Source organism: Haloarcula sp. Atlit-7R, from assembly GCF_003666065.1.
Taxonomy (GTDB): Archaea; Halobacteriota; Halobacteria; order Halobacteriales; family Haloarculaceae; genus Haloarcula; species Haloarcula taiwanensis.
Map to the genome: position 1 here is coordinate 180,586 of NZ_QXIK01000007.1, position 19,790 is coordinate 200,375.

The 19,790-nt window shown below is 53.8% G+C and carries 11 protein-coding genes; 8 read left to right on the forward strand and 3 right to left on the reverse strand.

Translation table 11 applies throughout. The features are described from left to right. The first annotated feature begins 141 nt into the window (after positions 1-141). From wecB to D3D01_RS15340, 3 genes are all read left to right on the forward strand, one after another. A complete protein-coding gene (wecB, locus tag D3D01_RS15330) occupies positions 142-1,257 on the forward strand; it encodes a non-hydrolyzing UDP-N-acetylglucosamine 2-epimerase (protein ID WP_121512766.1) in 1,116 nt (371 codons plus the stop codon). Positions 1,258-1,549: 292 nt separating this feature from the next. Beyond that, positions 1,550-2,527 carry a DUF1616 domain-containing protein gene (locus D3D01_RS15335; protein ID WP_121512767.1) on the forward strand — a complete coding sequence of 326 codons (978 nt, stop codon included), beginning with the start codon at positions 1,550-1,552 and terminating at the stop codon, positions 2,525-2,527. 435 nt (positions 2,528-2,962) lie between these two features. Continuing rightward, the gene (locus D3D01_RS15340; protein ID WP_121512768.1) at positions 2,963-4,171 is read left to right on the forward strand and encodes a glycosyltransferase; all 1,209 of its coding nucleotides are present in this window, start codon (positions 2,963-2,965) and stop codon (positions 4,169-4,171) included. 19 nt (positions 4,172-4,190) lie between these two features. Here the strand turns inward: D3D01_RS15340 and D3D01_RS15345 are convergent, their stop codons facing one another. Both D3D01_RS15345 and D3D01_RS15355 read right to left on the reverse strand, forming a co-directional pair. Next, positions 4,191-5,408, reverse strand: a complete 1,218-nt coding sequence (locus D3D01_RS15345; RefSeq protein ID WP_121512769.1) for a glycosyltransferase family 4 protein — start codon at positions 5,406-5,408, stop codon at positions 4,191-4,193. Positions 5,409-6,309: 901 nt separating this feature from the next. Beyond that, positions 6,310-7,797 carry a right-handed parallel beta-helix repeat-containing protein gene (locus D3D01_RS15355; protein ID WP_121512771.1) on the reverse strand — a complete coding sequence of 496 codons (1,488 nt, stop codon included), beginning with the start codon at positions 7,795-7,797 and terminating at the stop codon, positions 6,310-6,312. A gap of 384 nt (positions 7,798-8,181) precedes the next feature. Between D3D01_RS15355 and D3D01_RS15360 the strand changes: the two genes are divergently transcribed. From D3D01_RS15360 to D3D01_RS15370, 3 genes are all read left to right on the forward strand, one after another. Then, positions 8,182-9,159, forward strand: coding sequence for a glycosyltransferase (locus tag D3D01_RS15360; RefSeq protein WP_121512772.1), 978 nt, complete (start codon positions 8,182-8,184; stop codon positions 9,157-9,159). Positions 9,160-9,518: 359 nt separating this feature from the next. Further along, complete coding sequence (locus D3D01_RS15365; protein ID WP_121512773.1) at positions 9,519-11,318, forward strand: hypothetical protein; 1,800 nt, start codon at positions 9,519-9,521, stop codon at positions 11,316-11,318. 256 nt (positions 11,319-11,574) lie between these two features. Continuing rightward, positions 11,575-12,939: a sulfatase gene (locus D3D01_RS15370; RefSeq protein WP_121512798.1), complete on the forward strand. Its 1,365-nt coding sequence runs from the start codon at positions 11,575-11,577 to the stop codon at positions 12,937-12,939. A 68-nt stretch (positions 12,940-13,007) separates the two neighbouring features. Here D3D01_RS15370 and D3D01_RS15375 read toward each other — a convergent pair whose 3' ends face one another. Next, a complete protein-coding gene (locus D3D01_RS15375) occupies positions 13,008-15,494 on the reverse strand; it encodes a right-handed parallel beta-helix repeat-containing protein (protein ID WP_121512774.1) in 2,487 nt (828 codons plus the stop codon). A gap of 1,004 nt (positions 15,495-16,498) precedes the next feature. On the opposite strand from D3D01_RS15375, the gene D3D01_RS15385 reads away from it, so the two are divergent. After that, positions 16,499-17,749: a glycosyltransferase family 4 protein gene (locus tag D3D01_RS15385; protein WP_121512776.1), complete on the forward strand. Its 1,251-nt coding sequence runs from the start codon at positions 16,499-16,501 to the stop codon at positions 17,747-17,749. After that, entirely contained in the window at positions 17,742-19,622 is a 1,881-nt protein-coding gene (locus D3D01_RS15390) for a heparinase II/III family protein (RefSeq protein WP_121512777.1), read from the forward strand. Before D3D01_RS15385 ends, D3D01_RS15390 begins: the two co-directional genes overlap by 8 nt. The last annotated feature ends 168 nt before the right edge of the window (positions 19,623-19,790 follow it).

Consider the following 19,790-nt stretch of genomic DNA (forward strand, 5'->3'; position numbering starts at 1 on the left):
TGTCAGAAACAATTCTCCCACTGGCAATCAACAACGGCGTAGGAGGCCTATAACAAATCTTATCGGCTACTCACGGAATCGCTATGAAACTGAATGGGTGGACTCCCACCGGATGTTCAATTACCGGAATCGTGAGCAACAATGACTGACAACACCGTTGGGTTTGTCCTTGGAACGCGCCCAGAGATTATCAAATTAGCCCCGGTAATCAAAGAGTGTCACCGGCGTGGCGTCGGTACACACATCGTCCACACTGGACAGCATTACTCAGACTCGCTTGATACTGTCTTTTTCCGACAGCTCGGGTTATCACCGCCAGATGTGAACCTCGAAGTCGGATCTGACGATCACGGGGCGCAGACTGGTGCGATGCTCACTGGTATCGAAGAAGAACTTCAAGCCACTGAGCCCACAGTGGTGTTTGTCCAGGGAGACACGAACTCCACCCTTGCGGGCGCACTCGCGGGGAGCAAGATGGATGTCGACGTGGCTCACGTCGAAGCAGGACTTCGAAGTTTCGATGACGAAATGCCCGAAGAGACGAACCGCGTCATCATTGATCACATCGCTGACCATTTGTTCCCACCAACCGCCGAAACAGCAACGTTACTCCGAGATGAGGGGATTCCCGAGGACCGTATCACAGTCACTGGAAATACGATCGTCGACGCAGTCGAGACCTTTGACGATGATGCTGCAACCAGCAGTCAGATTCTGAGTGAGCTCGGCGTTTCAGAAGGGCAGTTCGACCTCTTGACCGCTCACCGAGCGGAAACAGTCGATGACCGGGAAGCGTTCGAGCGGATTCTCAGCGGCGTCGCACGAGCAAGCGCTCAGGCGAAACGAGAAGTCATCTACCCGATTCATCCCCGAGCGAAGGACCGCCTCGAAGAGTTCGGTATTGCAGTTCCCGACCAAATTCGTCTTATCGAACCACTGGATTTCTTTGATTTCCTCAGATTAGAGAGCACAGCGGACCTGGTGTTCACCGACTCAGGTGGTGTGCAGGAGGAGAGCAGCATCCTCGGGACACCGTGTGTGACGCTTAGGTATGGAACTGAACGCCCTGAGACAGCATTTGCTGGTGCGAACTGTGTTGCCGGCCGGGAACCGAGTAGCATCACCGCGGCAGCGACACAAATGCGCGGAAAGGCCGGGGACTGGAACACGCCTTTCGGAGATGGGACAGCCGCCGTTCAGATTCTCGATGCAGTCCCGGAACTCCCCGCAAGAGAAACAGTCACGGCCCCCGAGTGACCAGAGCCGGCAAGCACTGTCTCTCGATAGTGAGTCTATTCTTAAGCCCGAATTGACCGGTCCCCGATGATTCGCTTGGCTAGGGATAGACGGATCCCGACTCAATTGCGTACAACTGGACGCCCACGCTCTGGACAGTTGCTTTCCAAGTGGCAGTTCATCAACTGACAACAGTCTCCTTGCCATCCAGTGAGCAGATTGGGAGGCCAGATTACGGACGATAATCTTTGATCTGACTGTCTACACTGGTAGTAACTGTCTAATTTTATTACTTCACTCTCATCAAGCGATAATGGCTACTGATGCAGATGCGAACATCAAGACGGAGGCGTTCCCGATCGACCTTCTGCTGATCGGACTCCTTGGCCTCTGGCATCTCGCCACCGTCCAAGGGTATATCGGACAGTCTCCCGCAAGAGTTGTTTTGGGGTTGGTGGCGGTGCTTATCGCGCCGGGATACGCTTTGACCGCGCTTCTATTCCCGCGCGGTTCCGCCGAGTCAGATGGATCGTTTGATAGCTGGGGGGGACGAATCTCTACAGGCGAACGATGTGTCCTTGCAGTTGGAACCAGTGTCTGTATTGTCCCGCTATTGGGGCTAGGAGTAGTCTTGATTTCGCCGGGTGAGACTACCGGACCGTACCAACTCTCTATCGGCGTAACGACTGTCGTTCTCACGTTTGCTGCAGCGATTCGACGGCTGCGAGTGCCAGCTGACGAGTCTTTCAGTCCCTTACGTTGGATGACAACCGTCCGGAGCAAGGCGTCTCGACCACCGGTTAGAAGTGTTCCGATGCTACGGACGTTGCTTGTATTAGGGCTTCTTCTCTCCGGTACCGGGATCGGTTACGCGGCCATATCGACTGACCGGGGTGAACAGTTTACGGAGTTTGCGCTGGTAACTGAATCCGACAACGGAGAGCCCATTGCGTCTGAGTATCCGTCAGAGATGGCACTCGGCAGTTCCCGGACTGTTCAGGTCACCATCGGCAATCATGAGCGACAAGAGCTAAATTATACAGTGGTAGTCATCGCTCAGAGAATCGAGAACGGCAGTGTCCTAGCTACCGCGCAGATAGGTCGGTTCAGGAGCCGCGTTGCGGCTGGTGAAACTCTTAATCGATCGCACGAAATGTCTCCCACGCTGGTTGGAGAGGATATCCGGGTTTCATACCTTCTCTATCGGAACGAAGCCCCGGTTGGATCGAACCCTCGCCCCGAGAACGCGTACCGACGTACGCATATCTGGGTTAGCGTTACCAGTACCTGACGGCAGCGGTTCACACTTTGTAATGACGTATCAACCGTGCACACCTTTATGACGCCTTCATTTGATGATCTGATCTGCCTTGGGGCTATCACAATGAATCTCTCAAATTGTGAAAATTTTATATGAAGCTAACAAGCCTGACGAGTTAGAGCTGACGTCTCCAGTTTCCTGTTTGGTAGAGGTCAGGATTGACCGCAGCGCAGTACAGGTACCACTACGAGCAGGCTTCGTACGTGTAATGCCCGCTAGCAGGGGCAGACTACATATTGGACTGTACAATGAGTCTCGTAAGATTTTCTTACCGTCTGTTCCTTCCAACCCGCTCTATCGTTCTGTCCATCTCATCTGCTCACCTGAACAGGCGGGGTCATGTTGTGGAATTCAATTTCGGAACCCAGTGACTAACAAAGACTATCTGACGGGTTCAGTACGACAATGGACGAGTCGACGCTTTCAGATGGGGCCGGTTCTGCTGTCTCGACAGTACCCAAGCAAAACACTGTAACCACGATGGACGGTGACCGACCACTGCTGGCATTTTTCATTCCAGATCTCTCCGTTGGCGGTGCAGAGCAGGTCGCAATCACAATCGCGAACGGACTGGTCACCCGAGGATACGACATTGATCTTCTCTTGTCACGGGCGAGCGGTGAGCTTCGGTCGGAATTATCCGAACAGGTGTCTATCGTCGAACTGCCACCATCGAAGACGCCTGTGGTCGGGGTGGCCGCGCACCTACCGTTTCTGGCCACATATTTAAATAAACGAAAGCCAGCAGCGTTGTTTCCACATCTTGAACACCCCAGCATTGTCTCACTCGCCATCAATCGGTTCCTAAGCGCCGATACTGCAGTGATTCCGACGCAACACTCCGTGTTCGGACACGACGTTGAGGCGACACCGAAAGACCAGATCGTCAGACGGATCGTTCCCAGACTTTACCCCGCATCGGATCAGATAATCAGTGTTTCCGAAGGCGTCGCGGATAGCCTCGTCGATAGAACACCAGTCGACCGATCAGACATTTCTGTCCTACACAACCCTGTGGATGTCGAACAGATTCGTGGTCGGGCCAGACAACCAGTCGAGCACGAGTGGGTAGAAAACGATGAGCGAGATGTCGTCCTATTCGTTGGGCGACACGCACGGCAAAAGAATCTCGATGGATGGGTCCGTGCGTTCGAGAAAGTAGTTAACAGGAACCCCAATGCGCGTGCAGTCATTGCGGGCAAAGGACCGTGCAGAGCGCAAGTTCAGACGACAGTTGAGCAGTTGGGGTTATCAGATGTGGTGTCTCTTCCCGGATTCGTCGATAACCCGTATCGGTACATGACAAAGTCAGATGTGTTTCTCCTCTCGTCCCAGTATGAGGGATTACCGACGGTATTGATCGAGTGTTTGGCGGTTGGGTGCCCGGTCGTGTCGACAGATTGTCCAAGCGGCCCCAGAGAGATCCTCTCTGATGGGGAGCATGGTACACTTGTCCCAATAGACGACATGGATGGATTGGCCAACGCAGTCTGTGACACGCTTGCTGACCCGCCTGATTCTGACCGGTTGCGGTCCCGCGCTGATGACTTCTCGCCGAAACCCGTGTTTGATGAGTACGAACGTTTCCTCGAAAAGCACGTCTTCACAGCTTAACAGCACTACCTGCCAGGCATTAGCCTAAGATTTCAGCTGCGGGGAGTTGGCCGTCATTGATGATTGTTTCGTGCAGGTTCGCAAGTCGTTGCCCGTGTGCCTCCCACGTCCAGCCCTTCGATACTAACCGTTCCTTTCCGTTTGTTCCCATTCGTTCTCGTTCTTTTGAATTACCGATGAGACTGTTCAGAGCGGTAGCAAGCGAATCGGAGTCTTTTTTTGGGATCAAGAGACCCGTCTCCTCGTCTACAACTTGTTCTGGGATACCGGACACAGCAGAGGCGACAACCGCTGTTTCGCTGGCCATCGACTCGTATATAGTGTTCGGCCGGCCTTCTGCGTGGCTCGGGAGCATGAAAATGTCTGCAGCAGCGAACCATCGACGAAGGCCCAGTGGCGGAACTTCCCAGAGAACTCGATAGTTCTCGTGGTGGCTAGCTTTGAGTTCAGCGAGGAGTTCTGTACGGAGATCACCGTAATGACCGACGAAAACAAAGGCTACGTCGTCGTTACGAATGTTATCCAGAGCGTCACAAATTTCGCGGATCCCTTTCCGTTCCGTATACCCGCCACAGAACATGACAAGCGTAGTATCTTGGTCGATTCCTAGTTCCTGTCGAATCGTTGCCTCGCTATCTGTTGGATACCGTGACGGATCCGCACCGTTGGGGAGTACAGTGGCTTTCGGGGTTTCGGTAATATTGTTAGCAATTCGTGCGAGTGATTCACTCACACAAAAGATCCCATCCGCGTAATCGAGAGTCTTTCTGATCTTCCGTCGGCTTATCTGTGAGAGATTGTAGAAGTTATTCAGAATTTTTCCACGTCCCATGACTGTCAACGGGATATCGTTGCTCCTGCAGTACGGAACCAGCCCGTAACCATCGTAATGGATGTGACCAGCGTGACAGATATCTGGCGTCTCAAAGTTCGATGAGACATATTTCGGAAGCATTTCCGAAAACGACTTCGACGATAATGTGTATTTGAATAGTTTTTGTGGCAGCAAATAAAGAAACCTTGGATAGTGGACCTCATGAGAGCTGTACTCATGTCGACTCGGGATATCACTGAACTCGGAATAGGGGCCGATTGGGGGCGCTCTCGGACGAGGGGTAACAACATCTAGACTAGCGTCTCTCGCACTGAGCGCTTTGATAGAGCGGAAGTTGAACAGCCCCATGTAGGGATTAAAGGGGTCTGGGTGGTTCATCGCACTTACGACCGCATCGTACATGAATGCTGACTAGAAATGCGCCTCATTAAGTATGCATCCGGTACTGGTGTTCTCTTTGACGCATGGTTTAGAAGACGGACAATAACAAATAAAATTATAGCTATCTTGGATGTGTTGCTCACTTTGGGATGCTACGCTCTTGGGGAAAACTATCACACTAAACTCATCCTTGAGCTGGCAATTATAGATGAATTTGACGCGTAGGGGCCTAACTGTTACTTTATTCAGAATACATATGTTGAGCCACCAATTTCTGCGGGTGGTCGGTCGAAAACAGGATCTTCTCGGGTTATATGCACCCCAATATATGCTATGGAACCCTACAGATTCTACGTCAACCCGATATGTGGCTGTCGAGGTGCAAGTCTTCAATCCAGAGCTCAGAGGAACCCTTCCATCCACAAGTAGTGCTAACATTCCACGTTTTGTTATTATAATTTTGATATATAAGCGCAGTGACGGTCAAAGCTACGCGATGTATTCGGTCTAACATTTGAACTGATTCTTCGCTATGAAAGAACAGGCATCACACGTCTAAAGAGGACATACACGAGCAGTATCCAGCCGAGCCATTTAGCCCATCGAAGACCGTGGGTCCACCTCATATCTGCCTTCGGCGAAACTAGGAGTACGGCCAGGACTAGAAACCACAGGAAGGCGATGACATAGTAGACACTGAATGCCGTAAACCCGACCCACCACATCGCCAGCGAAAGCGATACCAGCACGCTGATATAAATCAGCAGAAACCGGCGGAGTCGAGGCTCTGTGTCCGATTTCGGTGATGCGAGAGTCAATCGTCTGATACCTGTGTCTGGTCCATTCATGATTGAGATGTCTGATAGTTACGGTGAATCCCTGTTCGGTGACTGGCAGTGAGTTTCAGTGCAGGCATACTAGATCACCTCCATACCACTGAGTGTGACGCAGTGTTGATTCCGACAGTCGATGGCGACGGTACTGATGGCTCGAACGGTGCTTGCCCCTTCGCATCCGTTTCGACCGTGAGGTCAGCTGTGTTGCCGAGCCCTCCCTGATTATTGTTCCGTGCCAAGGTCTGGATAGTGCCATTTGATGAGCTCAGATCGAACACCATGCCATTGCACTCATGGACTGAGAGCCGGTCGATATCGATATCCGAGAACCATCCAGAATCCCGGTCTCTGATAACTTCATCGTCTTCTCGTATGTTCGTTTTAATGATTGCTATCATATCTCCCTCGATAGTCATTTCGTCAATCCGACACTGGAGCGCGTAGTCTGTCATATTTGTCGTAACAACGTCATTAAGACGTACTGTCGGTGGAGTGTCCGCTCGGGAAGCTATACGCTGAATGAACTGTCGCCCATCAAACTCGTGTCCGGGGATGTCATCAAGCTTCGCTTCGAGCGAGGGAGTGTTCGCGCGGTGGAAGACACGACGGACATCCAACAGGGATGCGGCACTCAATTTACAAAAATTCGCACCAGTACCAGTCACATAGCAGTTTCTGACAGATATCTCGCCGGCGTTAAATCGGACATCGATGGCGCTTCCAGAACAATCGATGAATCGAGAGTTCGTCACTTTGAGGGGGTTGCCTTTGCTCGCGTGGGTGGTGATGTGGTGGCCGACGTGTCCGCCATCCGAATAATTGTGGTCGGCGATGGCATTGTCTTCGAATGTACACCGGTTGACGGTCCGTAGCACATCCCGTCCAAGGATAGCCTCTTGATACCAGCCGCGGATATGAGCGTTCGATAGGTGGAGATCACCGTCGCCACCGACTTTGATACATCTTGATCCGCCACCAGCACCGCGGAGGTTCGGGAGGTTCTCATAGTTTCCATTGAGCCGGACATCCCTAACAACGACCGTACCGTGGTCCACATCGTCCATATAGCGGAAGCCGGTCTGTACCGGGTGTGAATCGGCCTGAAGTCGTTCTGTAATAGCGAGTTCCGAGGCCTGTGGGCCGGCTCCATAGATTGAGATGCCGGGTGGCATATCCCCGTCGACACCGATCCGATTAAATGGTTCGTACTGCGCTGCTCTACGGCCAATGTAGTACGTTCCCTCTGGGACGTAAATAGACCCGTGAGCACCAGCCGCTTGAGCAGCAGTTTGGAGGGCCTTCAGATTCCTCTCTGCGGCCTCAATACTCGGATCGCCCGGGTTCGGTTTCGCACCGTGCGCCCTGATGTTCTCCCCGCTCGTCTCTGGCTTATGTTCCTGATCTGGTTTTGCCTCCGGCGTGCCTTTGACACTAGCCAGTGGCTCCTCACTGGGCCCGGTAAACCGACCCCCAAACACTTGATGGGCAACACCACCGGTGACCGCGGCTGATCCGAGGAGGGCAAGGAGCTTCCGTCGGCCTATCTGCGACGCCAACCCTGAGTCATCAGTCATTGTTTTTGTACGTGTAAATCAAGTCATGTATCGTCGGAGGGCAGATCACTTGATGCGATCCCAGTAAGCATACCCACATATGCTGTGATTGATAGCATTGTTATTCCCTTCTTAACCTATTCTGGTATCTATTGACGGGAGTAACATAATCCATCAGACGGCACACCTCTAGTTACCCCGTCGACTCCGGTATTGATATGTTTTTCAGGCGTGTATCTGACTACTGGTCGGGACGTTGTCCAGACTTCGAGGGGAGTTTCTTCAGGAAGAGAGGGCGACCGGGTGGTACCAGCGATATGTCCAGCCGATGACTTGCGGTTTGGGAGCACGAGTAGGTGCCGAATAGTGAACACTGTCAGTCCCGACTCCCAATACCGAAGCCACATGAATGAGTCCGTGGACACGGAAGGAGGGACAACGCCGCTCGTGAGCGCAATCATTCCGACGTACGGCCGGAACGAACGGTTATCGAGCGCCATCCAGAGTGTTCTAGAGCAGACGTACGACAACATTGAGTTGCTCGTCGTCGATGACGCATCTCCGACTCCTGTCAGAGAAACGCTGGACTCATTCGATCTGACGGTGGACAACTCGTTTCGGATCCTCCGTCACGACAAGAACCGAGGAGCGAACGCTGCCAGGAATACGGGTATTAGAGCCGCCGACGGCCGGTACGTCGCATTTCTGGACGATGACGACCAGTGGGACGAGACGAAGATTACAAAGCAGGTGCAAGCATTTCAGGAGTCTGGCTCGGAGACCGGTGTTGTGTACACCGGCGTTCGGAAGGACGGGCCAGAGGGCACGACAGTGTCGACACCAGTCGCATCGGGCGACGTAATGACGGACCTCCTGACCGGCACGAACTTCGGTCAGTTCTCGTCGGTTATGGTCGATACGACGGTCATAGAAACTGCAGGATTACCCGACGAGAGATTGCCTGCCTGGCAAGACCGCGAGTGGTTCTTCCGCCTAGCACAGCACGCCCACTTCCAGCCAGTTCGGGAGACGCTGACGTACCGTCAGACCGGACTCCCCGACAGCATTACGAAAAAGTTTGAAGAGAAGCGAGACGTGGCCTATCCACTGCTCATCTCGAAACATGACTGGGTTGCGGCGGAGTACGGACTCTACTATGAGCGGATGTTCGTAGCCACAATGCGTCGCTCGCTGGCACGGTCTGCGGTTAGAGCCGACCGTTACAGGGAGGCCAGGAAGTACTTTTTCTTATCCGCGCTCGCGAATCCGTTGTACTGGTCAGTGTATCCGCATTTGGTTGCGTCGCTCGGTGGGAGATGGTCTTATGAATCGATTGCCTCTCTCCGACAGAAGGTAACTAACGGTCCCGCTTCCGGCACCTAAACTCTCCTGGCTTCCAGCATGACAGCGACGACGTACCATCGGGAAACCGGACACTGTGGCATCGGCTCAACTGAACCGCTGTTGTCGTTTTCATTCCCACCGTGGAGTGATAGTGAGATAGACCATGTCACAGTCAGTCAAGTAGGCACACCGGACAGGAGCGGAACCGTCACGGACGGACCGCAGATTCTTCCGGCGGCCCTGTGGAGACAGCTAAATGATCGCATAACAATGTATACAATTCGGAAAGGGGAAGATATGCAAGCACGATCAAGTGAAGGATCATCTGATGCTCTTGATCAACATTACTCTCGCTCGACGATGTGGTTCTTCCAGCGAAATCTCAGGAGGCGACACCGATGAGCCGAACCCGGCATCTTGAACTACTTACGCTCCTCGGGACGGGGCTACTCATGATTGCGGTCGCAGTCGTTTCTACGGTGCCATCGGCAACCAAGTATGAAATATCCATCTACGGGGCTCTCCCGTCGTATTTTTGGGTCTCGATCGTCGGTGCGCTGTTCGTGGGCGGCCTTGTTATACTCTTGAGCGCGGCTGAGCGCGCGGATACGACGTGGCGACCGGCACTCGCGCTCATGATTCTCTCTAATTTAGTCCTCTTTCTCATGCCGTTCCTGCGTGGGTATCAGATGTATGGGCGTGAAGACCCTATGTCACATCTCGGGTATATCCGCGATTTTGTTGTCACCGGCGAGATCGGCGCCAACATCTACCCGCCAGCCCACGTTCTGGCTGTCACTGTTTCCGATGCAACGGGTCTTGGCTGGATGACGGTCGTGATGGTGCTGTCTCCCATGTTTTCTCTGCTATATTACGGAGCGATGTTCTATCTGTTGCGGACCGTGTTCGACTCCCGACGAGAGATGCTCTTTGGACTCCCGTTCGTCATGCTCCCTGTGCTTCGATTCGCACATCTCGGGTTCCGCCCCTTTGCACTGAGTGTTATGCTGATACCGTTCTCGCTGTACCTTCTTTTCAAGAGTGATCAAAGCGCCGCACCTGCAACCCGAACCGCTTTCGTGATCGCACTCTTCGCACAGACATTCTATCACCCGCTAACTGCGCTTTTTGTCATCGGGACATTCGTCCTATATCGCGGGAGCAATCACGTTCCGGGTATGGGCGGTCCACTCCCTACAACGAAAAATCTCTTTTCGCTCTCAGTGGCATTGTTTGCGGTTTGGTACACGCAGTACGCGGGTATCCTTCTGCGCTTCAAGCGGATCTACACCACTCTGTTCGGTGTCGATCAAGGGGAACCGCCGGTGGCCGCTTATCAGCAAACTATTCAAGAATCTTCACCGGCATTAATCGATATTCTTCGAGTGATACTGTTCAAGTATGGCGTAGAATTCATGCTGTTTGGGCTCGGGTTCACATTTATCGTCGCTGTAGCTGCTCTGGTCTGGAAAGGTCGATATGTCCCAACACCACACCTCGGCCTGTTTACCGGGGCGGTGGTCGTATTCAGCTTTGGAGGGTTGTTATTCCTAGTCTCGGACCTCATCGTCCCGCCGAACCGACCATTCCAGATCGCTAAGATCGGCGCTATCATATTGGTCGGACAGCTGTTGTATGTCAGCTGGAGAAAGGTCGACTGGAGCGAGAGACGGATCGGACGGACTGTGGGGTTCTGGCCGACAGCTGTGGTAGTTCTCCTACTGCTCGCAAGCCTTTCCACATTCAGCGTGTATAAATCGCCGCTGAGTTCTGAACGGAATCCACAGGTAACCGAGATGGAAATGGAGGGGAGCGCATGGCTGATGGGCCACGGCGAGGCCACCGAAAATCTCGACCGCTTCGGGATCACCTTTCATCGACATCACGACTACCGGAACGGTGTTCAGACAGCGGATAACTTCGACGAAGGGACACCGCCGAGTCATTTCAATTACACCACCCGTCAGTATCTCGGGAGTAGTTACGACTCCGACCACTACCTTACAATCACACGGAAGGGCCGGATCACGTATCCAGAGCTTTTCCCGGGCTATCGTGACCGATGGCGATACACACCCGGTGATTTCGATCAACTCGAACGGGACCAGACAGTCAACCGACTGTACGACAACGGCGATTATACGCAATATCTCGTTAATGCTACCGCAAATGACGGAACGACGGCGAGTCCGAACTGATGTCACACTGGTCAGAACTCCGACATTTGGAACAGGTAGTCGAGTAGTTCTGTGAGATATTGATTCATAATCCGTATCAAGTGGGGATAACGTCGGAGTTGGCGCTCTACTCGGTTAGGGAACGTATAATTATTTCTTTGAATGTTGCTAAACTACCCATGTCGAATCCAAATTGGATACACACGAGAGACTATTTAATAAAAAGCGAACGGGTTCGATTTGTGGGATATAACTCCGGCCAGTGGAGGGAATGGCAATGAAAAATATCGTTTTCATTACCGTCGATTCACTGCGTGCTGACTATGTTTCCGGGCAGAAGGCTCCTGACTCGCTCGAAACGCTTCCGCAGATGACCGAAGAGTGGCTCACGTGCTCCACTGCATACGCGAATGCGCCATACACGAAGCAATCGTTTCTCTCGATTCTGAGCGGGAGCTATCCCTGGACGTTCGAATCAGCGGAGACTGGCTTCGATCCGGACCGAGTGCATATTGCGGAGCGGTTGTCCGAAGAGGGGTACGCCACAGGTGGCTTTCACTCGAACACGTATCTGAGCCCGACATACAACTACGATAGAGGGTTCGACTATTATCTGGGTCGTGACAGTGGAGGAGATGGGGACACAGACTCCAAGCTCACGTCTCTGTTCAACACGGCCGTGGAACGGGCTGTCGCTACCGAGCAACTCTCAGATCTCGTTTTTTGGACGTACCAGAACGCCGGTAAGCGGCTGGGGATTCAGCTTGGTAGTAACCTCTACAAGCCGGCCGAAGAGTTGAATCAGCATATCGTCAACTGGACCAAACAGCAGTCTAGACCCGTCTTCGTATGGGCACATTACATGGATGTGCATAATCCGTACTATCCTCACGAGGGGACAGTCAGTGAAGGAATCAGCCGGAGACGGGCAGTAAAACTATTTCATAAAGTTAACCAACAACGGTCCGAGGCCGCCGAGAGCGATATAAATTCCCTTGAGCGTCTGTACCGTGGTGAAATAGAGTATTTCGACCGGCAGCTTGGGAACCTGCTAGAGCGACTCAACGAGACGCTCGGTCTCGAAGAGACACTCCTTGTGTTCACGTCGGACCATGGCGAAGCGTTCAACGAGAAGGGACTTGTTTTTCATCCGGGAAGCGCTCTCTATGAGGAGAACGTTCATGTTCCAATGATGATTGATGGACCTGAGATTAGCGGTGGGGAGATAGAGACCCCGGTTTCACATGTCGATCTAGTTCCGACGATACTGAAAAGAGCCGGTATCGAGGCACCAGAGGCAGTCGACGGACGAGATATCGCCGGACCAAATTTTGATGCTACCAGCGACCGTATCGCATTCACGGAGAGCTACGATCACGACGACGGCGGACTAATGGGAACTGACGGAGAGTATAAACTCATCAGGGATCTGGAGACGGGTGAGGAGATTTTTTGCAGGCGCCACTCCGAACCGGAAAAGATCAACCAACCAGACAACATTGAGTCTGTCGCATACGACAGGCTGGCCGGGGCTTTAGACGACCACATTCAGTCGGTAGCAAACGCCGAAGTTACAGCTACTGAGAGCGAAATTTCCGAAAACGTCCGACTCCAACTCCGCAAACTCGGCTACAAAGAGTGACAAACCGTTCGACGATTGAATCGTAACTTCGCCCCACAGACAGGGAGATGAATAACACGGAGCGGGAGCTACAGCGGTTCGCTCAGACTATCCACCTGATTCTCGACGTCATTCACTGTGATCCGAAGTTCGTCGACTTGACCGCGGTCTCGCAATCGGTGCGTGTAACTGTCCTGTTTCCCGCTGACACGGGTGCTATCGGCAGCCACCACTGTTCCCTGAGAGAGGAGCGTCGTGACGACCATATCGAGGTCCCCATCGGCGTCCGTAACGGTCCAGTCAACATCGAATCGTGACCAGTCATCAGTATTCGTTCGGTTCACTTCGACGGCTTCGATCTTCGGGGGGCTCAAAGCCGTCCCGTTGTCTACGGTTACGGTGGCCGAGGCAGTGGCGTCGTTTCCGGCGGAGTCGGTCACACGTGCTTCGAGTCGGTAGTCGCCCCCGTCAACTCCTGTCGTGTCCCACGTGTCCTCGAAATACCCAGTCTCAGCGTTGTATGTGGCCGTATTCCAGCTAGCGTCGCCGAGACGGTGTTCTACAGTCAGTGCGTCTGCCGCATCTTCCTCGTCGTTTGCTGCGATCTGTACCGTCACCTCGCCACTCGCTACCTCACCATCAGTCGGCGTTGCCCAGGATACAGACGGCGTCGTATCTGTCGTCTCGGAGCCAAGGAATTGAGCGGTGGCACCGCCAGTCACGGCACTGAACACGTCCGTTTCGACGGGTTGCGGGTCGAACGACCCCAGCCCAACCCAGCCGTCAGCGTGGTCACTGTCAGTCTCGACAACATCCCACTCAGTTGGTTCGTCCGTCCCAGCAGGCCACACCTTCGCTTTCAGCTCGGACCCCTCGGCACGGAACCGCCTGTAAAAGTATTCATTCTCCTGTGGCGTGCCGAATCGGGCAATCGTTCTCACGTTCCCGTCAGTGTATTTACCCAGACGGAACGCGTCTGCACGGTCTTCGACCTCTATCCAGTAACCGTTGGCATTACCGTCAACCGTCGAGCCACGGAGATACACCCGTGCGTGGAACCCGTATTCTGTCTCCGCAGCGAACGATGGAACTCGAAACTTATCTAGTACCTCAACGTCCGCCGGTCGGCCGACATTGTCCGCGGAAATAGCGTATCGGGTACGGTTCCCGTCAGTGTTCTCGAAGGCGAGAGCAGAGTTTCCTGCGAACTGCGATCCGGTGTCGACACTCCAATCACTCGTGGAACTGGACCACTGCGGTGTCCAGTGATCGAACAACGGTGGCTCTGAGGTAGTGGTCGTTTCCTGCCCAGAGTCATCGGACGCCGAGTTGATACCGACATCGGAAGCAGTCGGCACATCGGGTGTGAGCGGGTCGGCACCCTGCTCGTCGGCCTCAATCGTAATAGCGCCGGTATCGCCGAGACCGCCGTTCCTATCACGCGCGAGTGTCTTGATAGCCCCGTCCGAGTCCTGCGTGCCGAACAATTCCCGCTCGCAGTTGTGCACTGACACGCGGTCGAGAGCCACATCGGAGAAATGCGCCCCGTCACGGTCACGGAACACTTCGTCAGCTAGCTCGAACGTTGCGTTGTGAATCGCAAAATTGTCACCCTGAATATTCAGTTGTCCGGCGGCGGCCTGAATAGCGTATCCCATGTGGTCTCTGGTTTCGACATTCTCGAGATACACTGTCGGTACACCGCCGGTGCGGTCGGACAGCCTGTTGATGAAACAGCGGCCATAAAAATTCTCGCCCGACTTCTCATCAAGTTTGGATTCGAGCGAAGGCGTGTTGGCGCGATGGTATACTCGTCGGACATCGAACAGCGAGGAGGCACTCAACTTACACAGGTTGGCACCCGTCCCTGTCACGTAACAGTCTCGCATCCGTATCTCGCCAGTGTTAAACCGGACATCGATTGCGCTCCCGGAACAGTCAATGAAATGGGAGTTCGTCACTGTGAGAGGGTTGCCCTCGCTCGCATGAGTGGTGATGTGGTGGCCGATGTGTCCGCCACCCGAATAATTGTGGTCCGCAATGGCGTTATCTTCAAACGTACACCGGTCGACGGTCCGTAGCACGTCCCGGCCAAGGATAGCCTCTTGATACCAGCCGCGGATATGCGCATTCGAGAAATGTACATCTCCACTGCCAGCGATATTCATACATCTAGAACCCCCGCCAGCACCGCGAAGGTCCGGTAGATTCTCGTAGTTCCCATCCAGCCGTATATCACGGATTGTGACCGTGCCATGATCGGCACCATCGTCGTAGTAAAATCCTGTCTGGATCGGGTGGGATGACGCGTCGGTGTGCCTGCTCACCCCTAGCGCTGACCGCTCTGGACCGGCCCCGGTGATTGATATGCCGGCGGGCTCCTGCCCACCGAACTCAAAGAACGAAGACCGACTGTCACGAGCGAAATAAAACGTTCCCTCTGGGACGTAAATTTCGCCACCGTCGCCAGTAGCATTTGCCGCGTCAAGCACTGCCTTCCAGTTACGTTTCGCCACATCGAACGAGGGGTCGTCCGGGTTCGCCACCGCACCGTGCTCGGTTATGTCTTCAGTCATAGCGCGTACTCACTGAAATCAGTCATATACTGAGTCTGCTGAGACGATGCGGTTGCAGCGACGCTGTTCGCACCGACAAGTGCGGCGACTGTGACAGCACCCGTTTTGAGATATGCCCTGCGGTTAATCGTACCTTGTTGGCCCCCGTCAAGTGATTTGTTCCGCCCGTTCTTTCCGTCCGCTTCTTCAGTTAATGACTTATTACTTTGCTCCGATTCGGTATTCATCACACTCACCGCTGGTGTAGGTCCCGTATTTACTGATGCTACCAGTCAAAGTGATTTTAGCCCATTTTAATTACCAACTAAAGATATTTACAGGCAGTTAGCTTATCTTAAGTTGATAATACATGATAGGAGTAAGAGTATCCTACCTTGAGACAGAATATCGTATAGCGTGGTTGATCCGCATCTTGAGCACAGGACGCTATACTCAGCCGTACAGAGAAACTACTTCAGTCAGACATCAAATTTGACTCGTATGGAACGGCACGATACCGATCACGGACATACGGAAACTGTGGTTTTGACGGTTACAACTGTAATCTGACTTGTTTTGGCCATCCAGTTTGGCGGGAGTGAGATTCATTAATCATGACTATTTTTGACGCCGTTACAGACTGGTCTATATAGCATACAGAGTCCACGAATAATCTGTCCTGAACGTCTCATACTCTGTTTCTGAGGCTCTTCGTTTGAGAGACAGATCAGGATAGTTTATTATAATACAGATTGGAGCTTTGACCATATTTTGATCTATCAGCTCACTTTATTCAAGATTGAGAATCTCTAATAAGTCAATATATACCGATTCAATAGTGTACATAACGGATTCAGGTTCGGAGCACCACAAGAGTATCAAACGTATACTAATACTCCCGTCATCGGTACGGTGCAACGATTCGATGTTGATGAGTAGCGATAGGCAATCGGGCACTGGACCGTCGTCAAAATCGAGGGCGGAACATCTGAGAGTGGGCCGAGCGATGTACACATTTCACGACGATGACAACTGACTGTGTCATCGTCTCTCAGCGGTATCCCCCTGAAAAGGGCGGCAATGCATCCAGAATCCACGACACAGCCGTCAATCTCGGTGACGACTTTGACGTGACCGTTCTGGCACCGTGCCTCTGTTACCCACCGGGAAACTTCGAACGGACTTGGAAGCGCAAACAGACAGACCGCGATAAGGGTGTGGTCGTCCACCGCCTGTGGACGTGGCAGCCACAAAGAGAGAACCCCTCTCTGCTTCGTCGACTTCCCTACTACCTGATATTCGCACTGCATGCGGCTCTCTGGCTAGTCTTGAATTTCCGGCAGTACGACGTTGTCATGACATCTACGCCACCGATCTCCACTGGGTTCCCCGGACTCGTGGCTGCTGCCATTGGAACTCCCTGGGTAATCGATGTCCGCGACCTGTGGATTGAGAACTCAATCGCCCTTGGATACATTTCAGCAGATAGTCCCCTAGTAACAGCCGGCCGCGCGTTCCAGCGCCTCGCGCTGCACTCCGCCGACTGCATTACAGTAACGACTGAGACGCTTGGAGAAGCAGTCGCTGACACGTACGGTAGCGAACTCAGGGACCGGGTTCAAGTCGTCCCGAACGGTGTTGACATCACCCGGTTTTCCTCCGTATCGTCCCCTGAAAACGGCGGCTCGCGAATCGTTTACACCGGTAATATCGGGAGTGCACAGGCACTCGAACCGTGTATCCGGGCAATGCAACACATTTCAAGCGACGATGCAGTGCTTCAGTTAGTCGGCGACGGTGACGAGGTGTCTCGGCTCAAAGATGTGACAGACCGACTTGGGCTTGAAGACCGCGTAGAGTTTGTCGGGCTGGTGGACCGTGAGCGAATCCCGGAGATCCTTGATACTGCAACTATCGGATTGGCTCCAATAAAAGACAGTCCGGAACTGGACTACGCAATACCCACGAAGCTCTACGAGTACATGGCGTGCTCGCTACCCGTCGTCGTCACCGGAAGAGGGGAAATAAAGCGGTTCGCAACGGATACAGAGGCAGGGATTCACACAGAACCCACTCCCGAGAGCATTGGGGCAGCAATTGACAGTCTTCTCGAAAACCCCGACAAGCGAGTGGCGATGGGTCGAGACGGACACAGAGTCGTCTCCGAATCATACGATCGGCAGGCCATCGCGGGTCGACTCGGCGAGGTGTTTCGGACATTGACAACAGGCGAACAACTGGAATCGTACACGGCCCCAGAACCTGAGCATGACTGAGTCCCTGCAGACGCTTCCCAAAGCGGTCAGATTGTACGGACACACGCTCACACAGTTGGAGCCTGCTCAGGTACTCGGGATGGTTGAGCGAACGACTCGTAACTCCGTACTTACACGACTCCCGCTGGACTTCGACGCACACTACGACGCGGCGATTCCTCAGGCCCTCTCGGTGGCAATCACTCCGGTCAAAACGGATCTTCGCCTACTTCGGGCAGAACTTTCAGAGACGACCGTCGAGATGTTCCAGCAACAGAGCCGTCGGGCGGCCGATGGTAATCTGACGTTCCTCAACAGGACCATACAGCTACGGTCGCCAGACCAACTCAACTGGTTTGACGACCGGTTCGACGACTATCCGCTGCTCTGGCCGCTGAAACTATACGCGTTCGAACCGCTTCGATGGGCGACGCTGGGGTTCACAGACCCACAGTCGGCCCCCGATAGGGTTGTCGATGTGTTCGACCAGTGGGTGCGGGACTGGACCGATAGTATTGAGATCGGCCAACCGGGGTACCTTCGAGACGTGTGGACGCCGTGGGCAGTGTCGCTCCGCATTCAAACACTCACACGATACCTCGCGTGGCGGACTGGAGGCACCCGGAAAGACGGTCCAGAAAGACTCATCGAAACCCTTGCCAGAGAAATATATCGGAATTCGCTCTTCCTCGCAAACCATATCGAAGGTGATGTCGGCGGGAATCACCTCGTCGAGAACGGGCTCGCACTGCTCATGAGCGGACTTACTTTCCCGGGTGCTGATACGTCTTGGGTTTCGGAGGGGATCTCTATACTCGGTCGTACGGGGGCTAAGCAGTTCCTTTCTGACGGTGGTCATTATGAGCGCTCGCCGATGTATCATGCAATCGTGACAACTCGGTTCGTGACAGCGTGCGCTGTGCTGGCAGCCAGTGATCGGTCACTCCCCAACTGGCTGACAGCGATGACGACGCAGGCCGTAGCGTATCTGCGGTACCTCTGTCCCCCAGACGAACGGCTTCCGCTCTGTAACGACGCCGTGTTCGGTCAAGCGCTTCCACTTGCCGACTGTTTGAGGTACGCTGCTGCCGCCGGGTTCGGGTCGGGTGACCGTCCTGCCCCAGCATCCAATCCAGCGAGCGGAGAAACAGGGTACTACTGGCTCGATACAGACCATGGGCGTCTGTTAGTTGACGGCGGCCCAGTCGGGCCTTCGCATTTACCCGGTCACTCTCATAACGACCTGCTGAGTATCTTGCTCTGGATCGGAGGACAGCGTGTACTTACAGATACCGGTGTATATGATTATGCCAGCAACGACCGCAGACAGTACGTCAGAGGTGTCGCTGGCCACAATACGGTACAGGTTGGCAACACCGAGCCGATAGAGATCGGGGGAAAGTATCTGATGGGGGCGCGGACGGAGCCGATGGCACAGTGCGAGGGGACAGACCCGGCGGTTTTCGATGGCCACTACGTGACGAACCCACATTCGCCAGCGTCGTATCAACACACCAGAAGCATTGTAGCGGCAGATGACTGGTGGCTTGTCCGCGATACACTCCGCGGGTCTGACACTGAGACCGAGTCGTGCATCTCCCGTCTCCATTTCCACCCGGATATTGCTATCACAATCGACGAGTCTGAGACAGTACGGGCATCTCACCGGGCAGTGGCCGATGATGAGCCGCCCTTGCTGAGCGTTCACCCGCTGGGTACAAACGACGTTCGCACTACGACAACCGAATACTTCCCCGAATTTGGCGTCGCTCAAGAGCGACAGACCGTGGAGTTACGGGTCGGTCCGGAGTCAGGAACAACAGTTCTGGGTTACCTGCTTGCCCCAAGAGGCGGCGGTGGGGATAGATATGACTCCTCTGGTGAAGGTGAATAACCACCAGCGGGCCGAAACCGCCAGCCCCCGGTAAGGACTGGTTTGGACACCGCAGCTGATGCGTACTCCGGCGTTTGAGATCGTGATCTCAACTCTCAGATTAGCTCCGTTCGTGAAAGTGGGTAAATCCGCTATGGCAGTTCGATGGATCGCCTACGTTAGCGGGGT